The organism is Mesorhizobium sp. M0174 (genome assembly GCF_040322275.1).
In the GTDB taxonomy this organism is placed as follows: Bacteria; Pseudomonadota; Alphaproteobacteria; order Rhizobiales; family Rhizobiaceae; genus Mesorhizobium.
This window is the reverse complement of the sequence record NZ_JAMYTB010000001.1, coordinates 316,844-335,097: the sequence shown is the minus strand read 5'-3', so window position 1 is coordinate 335,097 and position 18,254 is coordinate 316,844. Positions and strand designations below refer to the sequence as shown.

The 18,254-nt window shown below is 61.9% G+C and carries 17 protein-coding genes and 1 pseudogene; 11 read left to right on the top strand and 7 right to left on the bottom strand.

Annotated features, from left to right (window positions below; all coding sequences use genetic code 11):
* Positions 1 to 37 precede the first annotated feature (37 nt).
* Both NKJ13_RS01600 and NKJ13_RS01595 read right to left on the bottom strand, forming a co-directional pair.
* A complete protein-coding gene (locus tag NKJ13_RS01600; protein ID WP_352506259.1) occupies positions 38 to 775 on the bottom strand; it encodes a 4'-phosphopantetheinyl transferase family protein in 738 nt (245 codons plus the stop codon).
* A 259-nt stretch (positions 776 to 1,034) separates the two neighbouring features.
* Positions 1,035 to 2,114 carry an ROK family protein gene (locus NKJ13_RS01595; protein ID WP_352777113.1) on the bottom strand — a complete coding sequence of 360 codons (1,080 nt, stop codon included), beginning with the start codon at positions 2,112 to 2,114 and terminating at the stop codon, positions 1,035 to 1,037.
* Here NKJ13_RS01595 and NKJ13_RS01590 point away from each other — a divergent pair.
* The 8 genes from NKJ13_RS01590 (at position 1,996) to NKJ13_RS01555 (ending at position 9,263) form a co-directional block, all read left to right on the top strand.
* Positions 1,996 to 2,256 carry a hypothetical protein gene (locus tag NKJ13_RS01590; RefSeq protein WP_352777130.1) on the top strand — a complete coding sequence of 87 codons (261 nt, stop codon included), beginning with the start codon at positions 1,996 to 1,998 and terminating at the stop codon, positions 2,254 to 2,256. The two genes, NKJ13_RS01595 and NKJ13_RS01590, sit on opposite strands and share 119 nt — an antisense overlap.
* 118 nt (positions 2,257 to 2,374) lie before the next feature.
* Positions 2,375 to 3,640 carry an ABC transporter substrate-binding protein gene (locus tag NKJ13_RS01585; RefSeq protein ID WP_352506261.1) on the top strand — a complete coding sequence of 422 codons (1,266 nt, stop codon included), beginning with the start codon at positions 2,375 to 2,377 and terminating at the stop codon, positions 3,638 to 3,640.
* Between the two features lie 56 nt (positions 3,641 to 3,696).
* Positions 3,697 to 4,635, top strand: a complete 939-nt coding sequence (locus NKJ13_RS01580; RefSeq protein WP_352466746.1) for a carbohydrate ABC transporter permease — start codon at positions 3,697 to 3,699, stop codon at positions 4,633 to 4,635.
* The gene (locus NKJ13_RS01575) at positions 4,628 to 5,530 is read left to right on the top strand and encodes a carbohydrate ABC transporter permease (protein ID WP_254817037.1); all 903 of its coding nucleotides are present in this window, start codon (positions 4,628 to 4,630) and stop codon (positions 5,528 to 5,530) included. Before NKJ13_RS01580 ends, NKJ13_RS01575 begins: the two co-directional genes overlap by 8 nt.
* Before the next feature lie 10 nt (positions 5,531 to 5,540).
* Entirely contained in the window at positions 5,541 to 6,638 is a 1,098-nt protein-coding gene (locus NKJ13_RS01570; RefSeq protein ID WP_352506263.1) for an ABC transporter ATP-binding protein, read from the top strand.
* A 3-nt stretch (positions 6,639 to 6,641) separates the two neighbouring features.
* Positions 6,642 to 7,415, top strand: a complete 774-nt coding sequence (locus NKJ13_RS01565) for an SDR family NAD(P)-dependent oxidoreductase (protein ID WP_352506264.1) — start codon at positions 6,642 to 6,644, stop codon at positions 7,413 to 7,415.
* A gap of 37 nt (positions 7,416 to 7,452) precedes the next feature.
* Positions 7,453 to 8,454, top strand: a complete 1,002-nt coding sequence (locus tag NKJ13_RS01560; RefSeq protein ID WP_352702894.1) for a sugar phosphate isomerase/epimerase family protein — start codon at positions 7,453 to 7,455, stop codon at positions 8,452 to 8,454.
* Positions 8,451 to 9,263: an SDR family NAD(P)-dependent oxidoreductase gene (locus NKJ13_RS01555; protein WP_352702892.1), complete on the top strand. Its 813-nt coding sequence runs from the start codon at positions 8,451 to 8,453 to the stop codon at positions 9,261 to 9,263. Before NKJ13_RS01560 ends, NKJ13_RS01555 begins: the two co-directional genes overlap by 4 nt.
* A gap of 138 nt (positions 9,264 to 9,401) precedes the next feature.
* On the opposite strand, the pseudogene NKJ13_RS01550 reads toward NKJ13_RS01555, so the two are convergent.
* A pseudogene (locus NKJ13_RS01550) lies at positions 9,402 to 9,838 on the bottom strand (DUF2267 domain-containing protein).
* Positions 9,839 to 10,518: 680 nt separating this feature from the next.
* Between NKJ13_RS01550 and NKJ13_RS01545 the strand changes: the two are divergent.
* Positions 10,519 to 10,890, top strand: a complete 372-nt coding sequence (locus tag NKJ13_RS01545; RefSeq protein WP_352647488.1) for a VOC family protein — start codon at positions 10,519 to 10,521, stop codon at positions 10,888 to 10,890.
* A gap of 759 nt (positions 10,891 to 11,649) precedes the next feature.
* Positions 11,650 to 12,201 carry a hypothetical protein gene (locus NKJ13_RS01540; RefSeq protein WP_352776990.1) on the top strand — a complete coding sequence of 184 codons (552 nt, stop codon included), beginning with the start codon at positions 11,650 to 11,652 and terminating at the stop codon, positions 12,199 to 12,201.
* Between the two features lie 39 nt (positions 12,202 to 12,240).
* Here NKJ13_RS01540 and NKJ13_RS01535 read toward each other — a convergent pair whose 3' ends face one another.
* From NKJ13_RS01535 to NKJ13_RS01525, 3 genes are all read right to left on the bottom strand, one after another.
* Entirely contained in the window at positions 12,241 to 12,915 is a 675-nt protein-coding gene (locus NKJ13_RS01535; protein WP_352478353.1) for a LuxR C-terminal-related transcriptional regulator, read from the bottom strand.
* Positions 12,912 to 14,330: a sensor histidine kinase gene (locus NKJ13_RS01530; RefSeq protein ID WP_352776987.1), complete on the bottom strand. Its 1,419-nt coding sequence runs from the start codon at positions 14,328 to 14,330 to the stop codon at positions 12,912 to 12,914. The genes NKJ13_RS01535 and NKJ13_RS01530 overlap by 4 nt, the downstream gene beginning before the upstream one ends.
* A gap of 172 nt (positions 14,331 to 14,502) precedes the next feature.
* On the bottom strand, positions 14,503 to 16,020 hold the full coding sequence (locus NKJ13_RS01525) for a S10 family peptidase (RefSeq protein WP_352702883.1): 1,518 nt from the start codon (positions 16,018 to 16,020) through the stop codon (positions 14,503 to 14,505).
* A 279-nt stretch (positions 16,021 to 16,299) separates the two neighbouring features.
* On the opposite strand from NKJ13_RS01525, the gene NKJ13_RS01520 reads away from it, so the two are divergent.
* On the top strand, positions 16,300 to 16,803 hold the full coding sequence (locus tag NKJ13_RS01520; RefSeq protein ID WP_352506272.1) for a hypothetical protein: 504 nt from the start codon (positions 16,300 to 16,302) through the stop codon (positions 16,801 to 16,803).
* 113 nt (positions 16,804 to 16,916) lie between these two features.
* On the opposite strand, the gene NKJ13_RS01515 is transcribed toward NKJ13_RS01520, so the two are convergent.
* Positions 16,917 to 18,251 (bottom strand): four-carbon acid sugar kinase family protein, encoded by a 1,335-nt coding sequence (locus NKJ13_RS01515; RefSeq protein ID WP_352702881.1) that lies wholly within the window; start codon positions 18,249 to 18,251, stop codon positions 16,917 to 16,919.
* Positions 18,252 to 18,254 lie beyond the last annotated feature (3 nt).

Sequence of the window (18,254 nt, the reverse complement as noted above, 5' to 3'; positions counted from 1 at the left end):
GCCAAAAACAGGCGTCCCCGAGGCCCGTTCCGGAGCGTCAACGCAATCCCAAGTCGAAATCGAAGCGGCGTGCGACGACCTGAGGACTGCGTGCACTCCAGGCGACGGCGGCCACGTGGTGCGCGCTTGGGCGGAACTCAATGAGCCTGAGGGGTTCAACCAATTCCAGTGGCGGCGAGAGGATATAGGCCTCGCCGCTCCCGTCCATCCCAATCTCGAGTCCCACCCCGGAGAGGCCGACGCCGGCAGCCTTGAGCACGGCTTCGCGACAAGTCCAAAGCCGGCAGAACATGAGGCGGCGGGCCTCTGGCGCCAGTGACTCAAGTTGTGCGATCTCGCCGGGCGCGAACAGAGAACGGGCCATGGACATCTCGCCGCTCCGCGGGGCGACGCGCTCGACATCGACGCCGACTTGCCCGGCGGCAGCCACGGCCACAAGGGCAAGATCCCCCGAATGCGAAAGGTTGAAGGCGAGGCGCCCGTCCGCAAGGAACGGCTTTCCCTGTGGGGTCTCCCGCAGATCGAGTTCTCCCGGCGCTCGGCCGGTGTACATGGACAGCACCCGGCGTAAGCCGGCATGAGCTGCCAGATGGCGCCGCTGATCCTGCTCGAAAACAAACCGTCCGCCCCTGGTCAATTCGGCTGGATTGAGCACGGCCATGTCCGACTGCGAAAGGGGAGCATCGAGAGCAACCCGCCACACATGGACGTCGATCCCGAGAGCCGGCACCACCCGCCCACCGCCGTGCGGCAAGACAACTCCGCTTTGCTTCATCTTACAGTTTTCCCGGCCGGGCGAGAGGTAGGGCTCGGCCTGCTGCAGCAATACGGCATTGACGACTGCTCCCCAAGCTTTGCCCGTTAACACCATAAACCTACGCGATTCTTGTGACACCTCTCGGCACGCTCATCATCGGCCACGCTCTAACGCGCCAGAGTGAACCAGTCCAAAGGCCGGAGGGACTTGGCTGCGATGCGGGTGCGCACCGATTTGGAACAACGAGCCTCAGAGTACCACCCGGAGCGGAGTCAGGTCATTGAAGCCGGCTGTTGTGGCGCAGCACGAGGCCGACCGCGCCGAGCAGTGCGTCGTTCTCCGTGTGCTTGCCAACGATTATCCGCGTGCGCAGCGCAGGCGCCACATCGCGGGACTTGATGAGCGTATGGCGTTCATATGACGCGATCAGTGGCGCCAGGAGAATGTCGCCCGCCAAGGCCATGCGGCCGCCGATTATGATGAGCGGCGGATTGAGCACCGAACCGATCAGGCCAAGGCCACGGCCGGCGAACTCTGCGGTGTCCTCGATCATCCGCAGCGCCCTCACGTCGCCCTGCTCGGCCATCATGATCACATCGTCCATCGTGACCGGCCGCCGCACGATGCGCGAAATCTGCTCGAGCGGCCGGGCAAAGCTGGCATAGAGCTCCAGGCATCCGCGATTGCCGCACCGGCAAAGGTCGCCGCCGGGATCGATGCTGATGTGCCCGAATTCGCCGGCGCCGCCGGCGATGCCGCTCACCAGCCGGCCGTGCTGGACAATGGCCCCGCCCACGCCCAGATCGACCTTGAACAGCACGAAATCGTCGTGGCCGACGGCCGCACCCCACATCAGCTCGGCAATTGCCGAGCAGTTGCTCTCATTGTCGGCGAAGATCGGCTGTTCGAGGACCGGCCCGAACACATCGCGGATGTTGACCCCGGCCCAGGTCGGAACAATACTCGCGCGCAGCACCACTCCTTCGCGGCTGACTGGGCCCGAGACGGAGACCCCAACCCCCAGGAGCCCCGCCATCGGCAGACCGTTCTCTTCGTAGCATCGGGCAATTACTGACTTGGCGAGCTGGGCCGCCTGTTGCGGCTGGTAGTCCAGACCCATGGGGATAGTTTGTTCGGCAACGAAAGAATGCGAGACGTCGGCGACGACGCACCGCATCTCGTCGAGGCCCAGGTGGATGCCGACGCAGGTGCCCGCAGCGGGATTGAGCGTCAATGCCGTGGCCGGCCTGCCAATGCCCCTGGCCGCGTCACGATGGGCCGAGGATTCGATCACCATCCCTGACTTTCTCAAGCCGTTGAGCGCGGTTGAAACCGTCGACCGCGCCAAACCGGTAATGCGGGTAATTTGCGACGCGGAAAGCACGCCGCGCTCGCGCAAGCATCGGACGATCAGGCTCTCCGGCGACGCGGACGGCCTGTCGATCAGCCAATTTCTAAGCGAAGGTTTGTTCATGATGAGCACAAAGCATGTTGACTGATAGCTCAAATATGTCATCTTGGAAAGAACGGAGATTACTGCATCTCGCCGGCCACGACCTCAAATCGCAGGCCACAAGCGGTCGAAACGAACCGTGCATCACATATGGGAGTGAAACGATGAAATACCTGAGGACGGCCTTTGCGGCCGCTACCGCCTTCACCTTGATTACCGGAACAGCGCTCGCGGAGCCGAAGACCAACCTCTTGCATCAATGGGCCACCGGATCGGACGCCCAGGCTATCGCCAAGCTCGGCGAGATGTTTACCGCCAAGGGTGGCACCTGGCAGCAGACCTCCATCGCAGGCCATACGGCCAATACCCTGGCCAAACTGCGTGCCGATGTGATCGCCGGCAACGCACCTCCCGCTGTGCAACTCAAAGGCCCCGAGATCGCCGAATGGAACGAGACGGGCATGACAGCCAATCTCGACGACCTGGCGAAGGCGGAAAATTGGGAGAAGGTCGTCGCTCCCGAATTGCTGCCGGTGATGAAGCCGACCGGGAATTGGGTGGCAGCGCCGATGAACATCCACCGCATCAACTGGCTGTGGGCATCGCCGAAGGTCATGAAGGACGCGGGCGTCACCGAGATGCCGAAGACATGGGCGGAATTCAACGCCGCCTGCGACAAGATCGTGGCCAGCGGCAAGATCTGCATTTCGCACTCGACCGCCGACTGGACCGACTCGACGGTCTTCGAAGTGGTCGTGTACGGTCAGGACCTCGATCTCTACAGGAAAGCTTTCGTCGAGGGCGACGTCGATGCCATGCGTAGCGACGGCATGGTCAAGGCCTTCGAGCAGTTTCGCACCATGACCTCGAAGTACATGGACCCCGGCATGAACGGGCGTGACTGGGATACCATGTCGCATCTCGTCGGCCGCGGCGAGGCCGCCTTCCACATCATGGGCGACTGGACGATCGGCCTGCTGACGGCCGGCGGCTTCAAGGAGGGCACCGACTATGTCTGCGCACAGGCGCCGACCGATTGGGGCAAGCCCGGCTTCATCTTGAATTCGGACTCGGTCGTGTTCTTCAAGCAAAAGGACCCGGACTACATCGAGGGACAGAAGCTGCTTGCCAGCATCATCCTGTCGCCCGAATTTCAGACCATTTTCAATCAGACCAAAGGGTCCATCCCGGCCCGCCTCGACGTCGATCTTTCGAACGGCTTCAATCCCTGCCAGCAACTCTCGCAAAAGGATCTGCAAGCCTCGATCGCCGCCGGCACGCTCGTGCGTTCAATGGCGCACAACATGACGGTTCCGCAAAAGGTCCGCGGCGCAATAATGGATAGCATCACGGAGTTTGTAGCAACGCCGGATATGAGTGCGCAGGACGCGGCCAATGCGATGGCGGATGCGGCCGAAGCGCAGGAGTGACGCTGCCGATGATGGCCGGGGCGAAGCGCCTGGCCAGACCTCGCCGGAGCAGCCCGATGTCCACCCATGATCTGATTGTACCAGCCGCAGCTGCCGCGGCCCGTCCGTGGCGCGAGCGCCTGGGCACGATGGTGCCCATTCTGGTGCTGGCGCCATCGATAGCGGCGAGTTTCATCTATGTTTTCGTCTTCACACTCTGGACGCTCTACATCTCCCTGTCCAATTCGTCGCTGTTGCCGACCTATGGGTTCGTTGGCCTGGACAACTACGCTTCGCTTTGGGCAAACCGGCGCTGGAACATCGCCTATACGAATCTCTTCCTGTTCAGCGGCTTCTATATCGTAGGCTCGATGGCGGTTGGCCTGCTGCTCGCGATCGCGATCGACCAGCGCGTCCGCGGCGAGGCGGTTTGGCGCACCATCTTTCTGTACCCGTTGGCGGTGTCCTTCATCGTCACCGGTACGGTGTGGAGCTGGCTGTATAACCCTGTCGACGGTATCCAGGCCTTCGTTCGAGGGCTTGGCTGGACCGACTTCAGCTTCGCCCTGACGGCCAACCGCAACACCGCGATCTATGCGGTGATCATAACCGGTATCTGGCAGTCGTCCGGCTTCGCAATGGCACTTTTCCTGGCTGGTCTGCGGTCGGTCGATCCGGATCTCGTCAAAGCCGCGCAAATCGACGGCGCGTCGGTTTTCCGGACCTATCGGAGGGTCATCCTGCCAACCATCGCTCCGATATTCCTGGCGGTGGCGGTCATTCAGATACAATTCGCCATCAAGACCTTCGACCTGGTGGCGGCGCTGACGCGGGGCGGGCCAGGCGTGTCCACGACCTTCCCCGCCATCTATGTCTACGACCTGATGTTCCAGCGCGGCCAAATCGGCGAGGGTGCCGCCGCGGCGATGATGATGCTCGCGGCGGTCGCGGTAGTGCTGGTGCCGTACTCCTTGTGGATCGTCTGGCGCCGGCGGGCGGAGGGCCGCAATGGCTGAAGTTGCCCCTAATGCCCGTTTTGATCCGGAGGAAGCCGCTGCCACGCGCCGGCATTTCTGGAGCCGCTTCCTTGTCTATGCCGTGCTGACGCTTTTCGCGGTCGTCTATCTTGTGCCATTGCTGGTGGTGATCTTCAACTCATTGCGCGAGCAGTCGGAGATTGCCCGCAACGGCCTCATCTCCGTACCGCGCAGCTTCCGGTTCGATGCGTGGGCGCAGGCCTGGGGATCCTACTGCGTCAGCGGTACCTGCGAGGGCATGAAGCGCAATTTCTTTAACTCGCTGGCGATGACGATCCCCGCCACCATCATCTCGACCATTCTCGGCGCCATGAACGGCTACATCCTCTCCAAATGGCGCTTCAGGGGTTCCGAACTGATCTTCAATCTGATGCTGCTTGGCGTATTCATGCCCGGCCAGATTTCGCTGATGCCGTGGGCGTTCCTGCTCGGCAAGCTCGGCCTGACCAATTCGACATATGGGCTGGTGCTTATCCACGTCGTCCAGGGCATCTCGTTCACCACCCTGTTCTGCCGCAATTTCTACGTCAGCATACCGGACGACCTGATCAAGGCGGCACGCATCGACGGCGCCGGCTTCTGGCGGATCTTCCGCAAGATCATCCTGCCCCTGTCGCCGCCCATTCTGATTGTCACCGTCATCTGGCAGTTCACCGGCATCTGGAACGAGTATTTGTTCGGCGTCGTCTTCACATCAGGCCAGCAGCAGCCCATTACCGCGGCACTGGTCGCGCTCACGGCCGGCGGCACGACCGCGCGTGCTTACGATGTGATGAGCGCAGCCGTGCTGATCGGCGCGTTGCCACCGCTGCTGATCTATCTGTTCGGTGGAAAATACTTCGTGCGCGGCCTCACCCAGGGCGCCATCAAATGAGGCGTCGCCCATGTCCGCGTTGATGATCCGCAACCTTCACAAGAGCTACGGCTCGCTCGAGATTCTTGCCGGCATCAATCTCGAGGCTAAGACCGGAGAATTCGTCGCCCTTGTCGGCCCGTCGGGTTGCGGCAAGTCAACCTTGCTCGCCATGATCGCCGGCCTCGAAACCGTCACGTCGGGCGAGATATGGATCGGCGACCGGCTGGTGAACTCCGTGCAACCCAAGGACCGCGACATTGCGATGGTGTTCCAGTCATACGCCCTCTATCCCACCATGACAGTGCGCCAGAACATCACCTTCGGCATGGAAAGCCGCGGCGTGCCAAAAGCGGCGCAGGCGGAAGCTGTCCAACGGGTTGCCGCGCTCCTGCAGATCGAACAGTTGCTTAAACGCAAGCCCGGCCAGCTCTCGGGCGGGCAGCGGCAGCGCGTCGCGATGGGGCGCGCCCTCGTACGCGACCCAAAGCTGTTTCTGTTCGACGAGCCCCTGTCCAACCTGGACGCCAAGCTGCGCGTCGATATGCGTACCGAAATCAAGAAGCTTCACCATCGCGTTGGCAAGACCACGGTGTACGTCACCCATGATCAGGTCGAGGCGATGACGCTTGCATCCCGCATTGCGGTGATGAACCAGGGCTCGGTCCAGCAGTTCGACACGCCGAAGCGGATCTACGACCGGCCGACCAACATGTTCGTTGCCGGTTTCATGGGATCGCCGGCGATGAATTTCATCCCCGCCCGGCTTACCGGCTCGACCAGCATCTCGGTACGCGCCGCTGACGGCAGCGATGCCAGCCTTGCCCTTGCCGCGCCGATGTCCGCCGGTGCGCCAAAGGACGTCGTGCTCGGTATCCGGCCGGAACACATCTACCGTTTCACGACCGATCTGAAGTCGCGCAAACCTGCTGTGGCGTCCATGCAGGCGCCGGTCGAACTGGTCGAGCCGACCGGGGCCGAGACGCTTGCCGTGCTCAGGCTGGGTGACCTGGAGATCACCGGCCGTTTCGAGCCGGACGACGCTCCAGTCATGGGCGAGACGATAACGCTGGGCATCGATATGTCGCGCGCCTGTCTGTTCGATCCAACAACCAAGGCGCTTCTGTAATCGATGTCCGTACAATTCGCGACTTATCCGAGCTTGACCGATCGGGTCGTGCTGATCTCCGGCGGCGCCTCCGGCATCGGCGCCGATATGGTCCGTGCCTTCGCCTCGAATGGCGCCCGGGTAGCCTTTCTCGACGTGCAAGACGAGCCAGCGGAGGCGTTGGTGAGCGAGCTCGCTGGTGCCGCCGGGCAGGCTCCCTTATATCTCCATTGCGATGTGACCGACGTCGATGCGCTAAAGGCGTCGGTAGAAGGCGTGCGCGCGCGGCTTGGTCCGGTCGCCGCCCTGGTGAATAACGCCGCCAATGATCAACGCCATCCCATCGACGCGGTAACGGCCGACTATTGGGACCGCAGCTTCGACGTCAATCTGAGGCATCACTTCTTCGCCGCGCAGGCTGTGCATCCGCATATGAAGGAACTCGGCTTCGGCTCGATCATAAACTTCTCTTCCATCGCCTGGCGTTTCGGAGCGGACCAGATGGTGGCCTATGCCACCGCCAAGGGGGCTGTGGTGGCGCTGACGCGTGCTTTGGCGCGCTCGTTCGGACCGGATAACATCCGCGTCAATGCGGTCGAACCCGGCGCCGTCATGACCGAGCGGCAGCGCGAGCTGTGGTTCAAGACGCAGGAGGCAGTCGACCAGACGGTGCAGCGGCAATTGATCCGCCGCGTCCTGCTGGGCGAGGAGATTGCACGCACAGTGCTCTTCCTGGCAGCCGACGACAGCCGCATGATCACCAAACAGTCCATTACCGTCGATGCTGGTCTGCGCTAGTGACGCTTCTCCGCTCTCCATTGGAACCGCCAAGCTGATGCTTCGTCTCGGCCTCAACCCCTACGGACTGACCTATCATCTCGGACTGCAGGGCCGCGGCACGCCACGGCACAATCCGGACGGCGTGGGGCTGGAAGGCTTCATTACGCTGGCGCAGGAACTAGGCGCACGCACGCTCGAGATCTACGAACCCTGGTTGACCGACTTGACTGACGCCGAAATCGTCGCCCTGCGCAGGCGTCTTGCCGCGCTGGACATCGTCCCGGTGGTGAGCGGCGGACTGCTGGTGGCAGGTCCGCTGGACAACGCCTTTCGGGCTGCGCGGCTGCTCGAGGCGACGACGATCCGTATCGCACTGACGCCTGTCCTGTGCGGCGACCGCAATGCGTGGGGACCGAAATGGAGTGAGTTCAACGCCACGATTCGCGCTGCCTTGACGGAATGGGGGCCGCGTGCGGCGGCCGAGGGCTGGATGCTCGGCATCGAGAACCATCAGGACTTCGGCAGCGACGAACTGGTTGCGTTCTGCGAACTCGGCAGGCCGGGTGTCGGCATCACCTACGACACCGGCAACACCTTTCCTGTCGGCGAGGCGCCGCTTGCCTTCACGCGCCGGATCGCGCCCCATGTCCGCCATGTTCACCTCAAGGATTATCGCATTCAGTTCACGGATGAGGGCTACCGTCTGGTCCGGTGCGCGATCGGCGACGGCGCCGTGCCATTCGCCGAACTGGCAGCCATCCTTGGCGAGCACCACGACACGCTGACGGCGGTGCTTGAGCCAGGCGCGCTTGAGGCCCGTCACGTTCGCTGGCTCACCGACGACTGGTGGAACGGATATGCGCAGAAGACCGCCCGGGAGTTCGCCGCGTGCCTGAGTGCTGCGCGCGTGAACCGCCTTGCGGACGACGCCGACTACCGCACGCCATGGGAACGGGACGATGACGGCGCGCTCGTTTCGTACGAGCTCGACATGATCCGGCGCAGCGCCGCCAACATGAAGAAGTTCGATTTCATTGCAATGGAGAAATCAGCATGACTGCCCGAGAACTCAGCGGCCTGACCGCCTTCGTAACCGGCTCGGGACGCGGCCTCGGCCGCGTGATGGCCGACCGCTTGGCCGGACTTGGCGCAAACGTCGCGGTCCACGACCTCGATTGGACTCGGCCATCTCAATATGGCGAATTCGCGGATCTCGGCGACTCTGCCCGGGGCTTGGAGAAGCATGGGACGCGGGTGACCGCGGTCACCGGCAATATAGGCGACAAACAAGCTGTCGCCGATATGAAGAGGAAGATCGAGGCCGATCTCGGCGACGTGCACATTCTGGTCAACTGCGCCGGCGGCGACATCGGCGCCAAGGGCGTAAAGCCCAATCCCAACAACGCACTCGATATCGACTACGAAGACATCAAGGTTCTAACCGAGAACAATCTCATCGGCACGATGCTGGTCTGCCAGGCGTTCGTTCCGCCGATGGTCAAGCGCGGCTCAGGCTCGGTGATCAACATCGCCTCGGCGGCAGCGCATATCGGATGCTCGCCCGAGGTGGTCTACTCGACGCTCAAGGCGGCTGTCGTCCATTATACGCGCTGCCTCGCCAAGGAATTGATCGACGATGGCGTACGCGTCAATGCGGTGAGCCCTGGCGCCACCAAGACGGCACGGTTCCAGGCGAGCCGCGTGGTCGATCCGCAGCGCATGGATTCGAGCAAGAAATCGCTGAACCGGTATGCGGAGCCTGAAGAGATCGCCGAAGCGGTGGCCTTCCTCGCCGGCCCGCGCGCCCGCTTCATCAACGGACAGGTCATCCGCGTCGACGGCGGTTTCACGATCTTTCCAGGTTAAGCCGCGACAGTTCACATCGGCTGCCCAGCTAAGCCTCGCCATCGAGCGGGGCACACAGCGTCACCGGGTCGACCAGACCCACCCGCGCTTACGTTCGAAGCTTCGGTCCGTCGCGCGTCCGCATGAGCAGGATCGCCGCTATTTGACGCCCACGCTTTCAGGCCAGAGGACCTGGATTTCCTTTGGCAGCGCATCCCGCACCTTTGCCGACTGGCCAAGGTCGATATGCCGTGCAAGCACACGCAGCACCGAGCGTGCCGCATCCCCGGGATCGACAGCACGGGTCGATTTCAATTCATCGGCGATGTGTTGCAGGAACTCCTCGAGCGAGCGTGTCTTGTCGGGCATGTCGGCGGGCCGATAGCGATCATAGTAGGCCGCACGAGCAGCGGCAGTTCCGCTCCCAATTTGGCCGCCAGTCCGACCTGCAGCCTGTCCCGAAGGGTTCGCAGAACGGCGCCCAATGTATGCCAGGCGACGTGTCGATCCGGACCAAGATCCACCATGATCTCGTCTAGCCAGATGTTTGTTATTTGCAGCGTTTTGTCAAAAACGTCCAAGCCGGTTGCGCTCATCGTCGCCTCCTCGAAAGGTTCTGCGGGCGAAACGGCGACCGGAGATAATTGTTTCGCGGTCCTGTGAAAATCGCCTGGCAAAGCGGCGGAAAGCGGTTCGGTCGGAGAGCCTGTCGGGGGTTGGTCTGCTCGACACTCTGCATCTGCCGGATTTCGGCGATCTGTCGGAAGTGGCCGTTTTCCACCACGTTGAGTGCAGTCACCGCGGCCAGATTGTCGCCTTTCATTCCACCGTACGGCCTCGCGATAGGCGATTCCCTTGAAACGGATATCGCGCACTGCCGCTAGAACGTCGCACCGGCTCGGATGTCCCTTGGATACAGTGCTGGCGTCTTTGATCGCGGCAAGAAGAAGACAGGCCGAATCGTGGGCGTTCACGGCATAATTGCCGATCGGTCCGAAGCGCGCTGCATAGCGCGCGGCAAACTCGGCCGAACCGCCACCCTGCCCGGTTCGGGCGTGGCGGAAAGCACGAGAACGCCTTGGCCAACACTGAGCTTGCGCTTATCGGTTCCGAACGCCGTCAGCAATGAGACCAGTCCTCACGTTGCCCGAACCCGGCTTTTGCCGGATATCTCTTGACCGATTGAGCGGCCCGCGCCGACAATGGCATTGGGAAGATGGCGGGATGTCGCCCACGGTGTTCGGCACCACTTGGCGAAAGCTGCGAAAGGGTTGTCATGGATTGGAAGCTGGAACTGGTCCCGGTCCCCGTATCGGACGTCGACAATGCCATCGCCTTTTATGTTGGGAAGGTCGGCTTTCACCTCGATCATGATCACACGGTAAGCGACGAGATACGTTTCGTGCAATTGACGCCGCCCGGTTCGGCCTGTTCGATTGCCATGGGCAAAGGCATCGTCGACAGCACCCCGGGATCCATACGGGGTCTGCAGCTGGTTGTGCCCGACATCGATGAGGCGCACCGGCATCTGGCCGCCCAAGGCATCGAGGTCAGCGATATCAAGGATTTTCCCTGGGGCAGATTTGTCTTCTTTGAGGATCCTGACGGCAACACATGGTCTGTCCAGCAGCTCCCTCCTCGCAACTGAAGCGGCGCGCTGCGGCAGGACGATGCTCGACCCAGACGCGATGACCAAAAGAAAAGGCCGGACTGTTGAGCCCGGCCAAGCGTGAAGGTCTGTAACCTCCAGAGGGGAACGCGCCGGACGCAATGGGAGGAGACATCCGACGCAATCCGCATATGGGTCTCTACTGGTGACGTTTCAATGACATGCAGTGGACCAATGTCGCTTCGCCATAGAGCCAGGAAGGTAAAGCATTCGAAGGGACCGGTGGATCGCGCCGCCTAGTTGACACAAAGGTCGCCGAATGCAGGCGGCTCCTTGCATAGGGACTTCAGTCTGTAGGCCTGTCGACCAAGGGCCTGCACAGCCGAACTTTGGTCCGAGGCTGCTATCGCAAAAGCCCGAAACGCGAGAGTTTCAGGAACCGAGTTCAGAAGAGCCCCGTTGCGATGCCGACTGTTACAGGAGGCCGCTATGGATTCGAGCGTTCACCAGGCGCGTTGGCTGCTTTTTCCATTATTTGGCCTGTGTTTCGGGATCGCAGCCATTGGATTTATTGTTGGCTGACGGTGAGAACTCGGCGCCCCCGCCGAGAGACGCAACGAAGCGAAGGCAAAAGACTTGCGCAGTAAATAGTCCCTTCCTGCGCCAGCGAGGCCCACCAGTTACCCTCGTGGGACTGGTGGGTCTTGACCTTGCCGATACAAACCATTGTTTTAAGCATCGCACGAATTCGAACAGGAGGCAGCACGAAAGGTCCGTATGATTAAGGGGATTTCCGCCATGCGACTGGCAAGTTCATTGATGACGACCCGGAGACGAAGGACCGGATCTTCGCGAGGACGTCATGTCGGCATTTCTGTAGTCGTTTTGACCTTCGTTCTCGTCGTGAGCCCCTATCGCGTCGTGTTCGACGGACTATCGCAGCCGCTCGGCCCGCTGGCTGCCTGGGCCAAAGACGGCGGGAACGGCAACGGCAATGGCGGGAACGGAAATGGGAATGGGGGCGGCAATTCCGGCAATCCGGGTGGAAACTCCGGCAATTCAAACTCGAATGCCGGAGCCGGCAAGGGCAAAGCAAAGTCGCAGGACGACAATCTCCCTGATCCCGCCGCCGCGGTAACCCCGGGCAGCAGGCCAAAACTCTTTATCAATGCAACCACGGGAGACCGGATCGAGGTGAGTGGGCCGAGCATTGGCGTGGTGCATTCGAACGGCCTCAGCGAGCGCGTTGATAGCGGCCAATATGAAATGCGCGATGCCAAGGGCCGTACCATCATTCGGCGCCTGGCGACGCGTTCCGATCGGGACAGGTTGCTTGAAATGATCAACTGACGGCCAGATCACACAGCCGCCCCGTGAGGCTGTTTCGGCTCAAGCATGATCGCGAACAGGCGAATGCCGGCGCTCAGTCGCATCGCGTAAAGTCATTGCGGCTTCGGTCCTGTTGCTGACGTTGAGCTTGGCCAGGATTCGCGTCATGTGGTGCTTTATCGTTTTCTCATGCAGGTTCAGCCGAAGCCCAATCCGTTTGTTGCTCAGGCCCGCGGCAACCAGCGTCAGGATCTCCCTTTCGCGGCTGGTGAGTTCGGCAAGTCCGTCGGCTTTCGCCGGCTCATTTGATTGAGCCGACAGATCGGCCAACAGGCGTGCCGACAATTGTGGACAGACATATCGTTCGCCCGACGCTACCGTGCGCAGGATCGTAGCCAACGTCCTCGATCCGACCCCCTTCAGAACATAGCCCCTTGCCCCGCTCTGCAATGCGGTCATCACGTGCTGGTTTTCTTCCGAAACGGTCAGCATCACGATTTTCAGTGCCGGATGGCTCTCCAGGGCCGGTCCGATCACGCTGAGGCCGCCTCCGGGCACCGAGATGTCCATCAGCAGAATGTCGGGCCGCCGGTCTTCGACTATCCGCAAGGCATCATCCCTGCTGCTTCCTTCGCCGACGATCTCGAACCCGCCGATCTGATCGAGCGTGCGCACAACGCCTTCCCTGAACAGCGGGTGGTCGTCAACGATGGCGAGCCTGATGGCTGCTGTCATGTCTGCCCCATTTCAACGATGTTGAGAGCCATTTTCACGATCGTGCCACTTTGTGAGGACGTCACGGTAAACTGGCCCCCGAGGCTTTCCACCCGCTCGCGCAGCCCAACGAGCCCCAGCCCCTCGGGACGCACGATTTGTGGATCAAAGCCGGGGCCGGCGTCGGACACTTCGATACAAACGCGTTCGCCGTCGAAATGTTTCTCGACCGACTGACCTTCACCTCCGGCATGACGGAATCCATTGTTCAGCGTCTCCTGGACGAAGCGGAAGATACAGATCCTGGCCGCCGGCGACAGCGGTGTATGGCCGCCGGTCATGGATAATCTTACTTTGACGCCGGTTCGTTCTTCGTGCGCCTGTACGGCAATCTGGAGAATTTCACCCAGTTCGGCATGCTCTATATGCGGCAGGACAAGGCCCTTGCTGATGCTCCTGATCTCGCGCATGGCATCGTCCAGATGTGCTTTGATGGCCCGCAATTCCTGCGCACGCTTCGATTGCGGCGTAGCAGGATCGGCAATGACCGGGCTATCGATCCCCAGCGCCGCGAGAGCAACCAGTTGCGCGGGGCCATCGTGCAAGTCCGCGCCGATGCGCCTGAGATAGCGTTCGTTGAGTGCGGTGGCACGCTGCGAAGCGCGCTGCACCCGCAGCCTCAAAAGTCTGTTTTGAGCGAGCAGATCGGAAAGCTCGGCAATGCGCTGCTTCAACGAGCGGCTCTGTGAGCTGATCGTGCGGCTGCCACGGAACACGATTGCCGACAGCCCAAGAAAGAAGGCCGCTGTGACGGCGGCAACGTCCAGCCAGGTTCGAATGAGTGCCTGATGCAGGTTTTTTTCAAAATCAGTGGCGACCTCGTAGAATTCCGAAACGGCCACCACTTCCCCCGACCATGGCTGCAGCACCGGATTGTAAATCTCGAGGAGATGCAAGCCGCTGGCTCTTTCGGCCTCACTGTCTGGATCGTCGAGCCTGTCGAACTCCGAAACCATTTGGCCGGCGAATGCCGCCCGGAGATTGTCGCTGGGTTCAAAGCGCTTGCCGATCAATGTCTTGTCGGTCGAATACAGGATGGTTCCGTCGCGACGCCAGAGCTTGAAGGATTCGAGCCTTGTGCCGAGTGCCCCTTGTCCCAGCGTTTCATCGAGCGCATGGGCTACGCTCTCGTCGAGGACTTCGCTCTTGCGCATATCCGGAAGCAGCGGCGCAATAACGCTGTCCACGTAAAGAGCCGTAGCGGAAGCCGAATTCTGCGTGACCACGGTTTCTATATGGTTCGTGACTGAAATCCCCACCACCACCATGGCCGACAGGGAGAATAGACCACCCGCGAGCAGGAACTGCGTGGCCAGCGACAGCGCGTTCCAGCGGTCTACGAGGCTTGTCAGCCTGTGTGGCCTGGTATTCCGCATAGCCCGCTCGGCAGCACGCCGCGCCAGTGGCGCGATTCTGGAGAGCCGGCTAATCCGCTGTCGAACGTCGCTAAAAGACGCCATCCTAGGTGTGTAACCGATCAATCGCGATGGAACTAGGGCCTGATGAGAGGGCGAACAGCGCATCCGACGCTTTTTTGCGCAAATCGTCTCATTGCGTCGTTCGGTAAAGCTCGGACGCAGCCTGCTTCAGCGCCGCCCGCCCGTCCGGCCTCAGATACATCATGTGCCCGCCTTCCAGCACCTCGCTGCGAATGGGCTTTGCGCCGGCAAGCGAAGGAATTTGACCAAGCAGGTAGCGCGAGCCCATGTACGGCGTCACCAGGTCGCTATAGCCGTTGACGATCAGCACGCCGAGGCTGGGGTTCAGCGTGCGCGCCTGCTGAAGGTCGTCCATGACACCCGCATAGCCCTGACGCGTCGGGCTCGTTCCATAATCCCAATTGCCGCTGACTTCGCGGTTGAGCAGCCGATAGCTGATATCCGTACGGAAGTTCAATTCATCACGCACATAGCCGACGAAAGCGGAGGTAAGCGCCGGCACGCTTCGGTCGAGCACCGGATCGGGACCCTCGACTCCCAAGCTCTCCGGCGCCAAATCCGCCGTTGCGATGTTGCCGTCATAGGCGCTGAGAACATTGCCCTTTGCCCGTGCAAACTCCTTGGCGAACAGCCCTATGGGAATGCGTGCAAAGTGCCGCTGGACGAGATCGAGCGGCAGACCGGTGATTGCGGCGACACGCTGGCTCGCCAGGCGTCCACCCTGCTCCAGCCCACCTGCCAGCGCGGCCAGATAATCGCCGAGCGCATAGCGTTCGACTTCCGCCAGCCGCTCCTGCAGGGCCGGACCGGAAACGCCTTCGCTGTGCAGGCGCACTGCCGCCAGCGACGGCAGTTCCAGCGCCCAGTGGAGCGGCTGGAACTCGTCCGGACGCACCAGCGTGAATTCGAGCGCCGGCGAGATCAGCACGACGCCACTCGGGCTGATGCCGATGTCTTCCTGAAGCTTCCTGGCGAGCAATGCTGCTCGAAAGCCGCCATAGCTTTCACCAGCCAGGAAGACAGGCGATGCCGTACGGCTGGTCTGCGCCAGATAGAGCCGGATAAACGCGCCTATCGACGCGGCGTCCTGGCTGACGCCCCAGAAGCTGTGTGCTTCCGTGCCGGGCGCTTCACGGCTGTAACCGGTTCCGACAGGGTCCACAAAGACCAGGTCGGTCATGTCGAGCCAAGTGTTGGGGTTGTCGAACAGCCTCTGCGGCGGCGGCAGGAAACTTCCATCGGCCGCTGTCGCCAGAACCCGCGGACCGAGCGCGCCCAAATGAAGATAGGCGGAAGCTGCTCCCGGACCGCCATTGAAAACGAAGGTGATCGGGCGACGCGGATCCGGTCCCGTTTCTTTCCCGGCGTGCAGAGCATAGGCGACATAGAAAATCTCGGCGGTGATATCGCCTTTGCCGGACGGTAATGACAGCGTGCCGGCCCTGGCCTCGTAATCGAGCGTGCGTCCGGCAATGACGATCGAATGATCGGAAGTCTGCGGCGGTGGCAGGAGCGAGAGAACCCCGCCGGTGGGCGGCGGCCGCTGGGCCGTCTCCGCGTGACCGACCCCAGTTCCGGCAACCAACAGCAGAAGAGCGAGGGCGATTTCTTGCAGCTTGATAGGCATGACGTCTCCGGAGCAATCGGCAGAAACTAGCACACCGTCGGCCGAACCAAAGTCACAGCACCGTGCGCCAGTACGTCTGACAAGAAGGGGTCGGTTTGGGAAATCCGATGCCCAGGCGGAAGATAGGGCGCGAGGGTCACGGCGGCAGCCTCAACCTCTTGCAGCGGATGCGCGCGGCGGAATGACCTACCAAACGACTTCGTGAATTTTCTGCCGGTTGACTCGATTGGCCCACTTCCTAGGTTGGCATTCGGGGCTCCCGTGCAATCCGAAGTCGGTATGACATCATTCCACACCCGAAAGCTTGCCCTTCTCCTTCTATCGGCAGGCGCCGCCATCCTGTCTTCCTGCGTCATGCCCGACGACACCTCGAGCACCGCGAGGGAAGACGCCACGGCGGCGGCAGCCCGCAAGGAGATGGTCGGCCTTAGCGAGGCGGACGTTCGAATGTGCGCCGGCTTTCCGACCGCCACTGCCGATGTCGGCAAATCCGGCCAGATCTGGACCTATCAGCGCGTCGTTCAACGCGGCAATCTCAACATTGTGGTTCCGACCGTGGCCATTGGCCCGGTCCCGGCGCTCGGAGGTTCCGTCAACGTCGCCCCCGGCGGCTATTGCAACACGCAAATTCGAATGGTTGACGGCCGTGTTGCGGAGGTTGCCTACGCCGGCGACAACAACCTGCCGAACAACCGCGATGCGCTCTGTGTCAGCACGGTCGACGCCTGTGTCGCCTATGCCCGTCAATATCGTCCAGGCAAGGCGATGGGCCGTACCAGATAGCGGGATGAGTGGCATTGCCGCCGACCTAAACGTCTGGGGTTTCTGGTTTGCCGGCTAATGACTATCCCCGATCTCGATCGAGCATCACCGATTTGAACAGATATTCCCCGCTCTCAACCGCCGACCCCATCGCGAATAGCGGAGAAATAGCGGTCGGTTCCGACCTGCCCGCCCTTGAGGGCAATTTCCAGCCCGTCGATCGCCTTTACGCGCGAATGCGCCACACAAAGCGGCGAGCCCGGCGATGCCGGCAGCGGCATTCGCACCGTCAGCGCGTCGACGCCCATCTGGCCAAGTGCATGGCTCGACGTGTCGCCGCCGGCGATGACCACGCGCGGCAGGTTCTCTTGAAGCGTCAGTTCGCGGAGAAGCTCGCCAAGGCCGCGGCCGAGCTTATGGCGGGCGCCCTCCCTGAGATCGATTTCAGCACCGCGCTCGGCCGCAGGTCCGAGCGCGGTGTAGAGGATGACGCTCCGCCCGGCCCGTAGGCTGGAGCGGCCGGTTGCGACCGCGCGCGCAATAGCGTCGTTCGAAGCCTCAGAAACCAGTTCGACCGGGTCGAGCTCGATCCCGTCGAAGCCTTCGGCCAGGGCATACCGGATCTGTCGTTCCGTCGTCGGCGAGCAGCTCCCCGAGACCACGGCGATCCTGTCGGCAGCGCCCGGCGGCGAAAAGGCGGGTTTGGCATCCACGATTCGGTTCGATGTCCATTCGACCAGCAAGGCATATTCGATGCCCGAAGAGCCGACGACGAAATAACCGCCCGGCTTGTGAGCGCGCCAAATCTCCTTGCCGGCAAGCGCCTGGGTTTCCAGGCTGTCGACATCGACAAGCACGATACCTGTGCCATCCTCCACAAGCCGGTCGAATGCTTCCGACCGCGACGCAGACTGCAGCGTCGCCAGGTCGATCAGGCCCGAGCTAAGGTCTGTCTGGCGCGACAGATGGATCAGCAGGTCGGATTCGTCCATCGGCGTGATCGGATGGCGGCTCATCACGGGATGGCGGTCGATACGGAAATATTTTTCGCGATAGGCCGCGAACAGATGACCGAAGGCGGTGTAGCGCTTCAGCTGCGGCGCGCCGACCACCAGCGGCACGCCGTCTTGCCGGAAAACCGAGCGGCCGATCTCGATCGCCCGGCCGATGCTGCCGATCGCCGGGCTGGAATCGAAGGTCGAGCAGACCTTGTAGTGGCAGATCTCGGCGTTGACGGTCTTCAGCCAGGCGAAGGCATCTCGCAGATGCGTGTCCATCCACTGCGGCGTCTCGCTGCGGCTGGTGCCGGCCAGTCCAAGGGCGCGGCAATGCGCAAATTGCGAAAGCAACGCCGCGTCCGGCTGGCGCATGAACAGGACGGTCGGCACGCCGCCGAGCTCGAGCGCTTCCATAACGTCGGTCGAGCCGGTCAGGTCGTCGCCATAGTAACTCAGAAGCAGGTTTTGCATGGC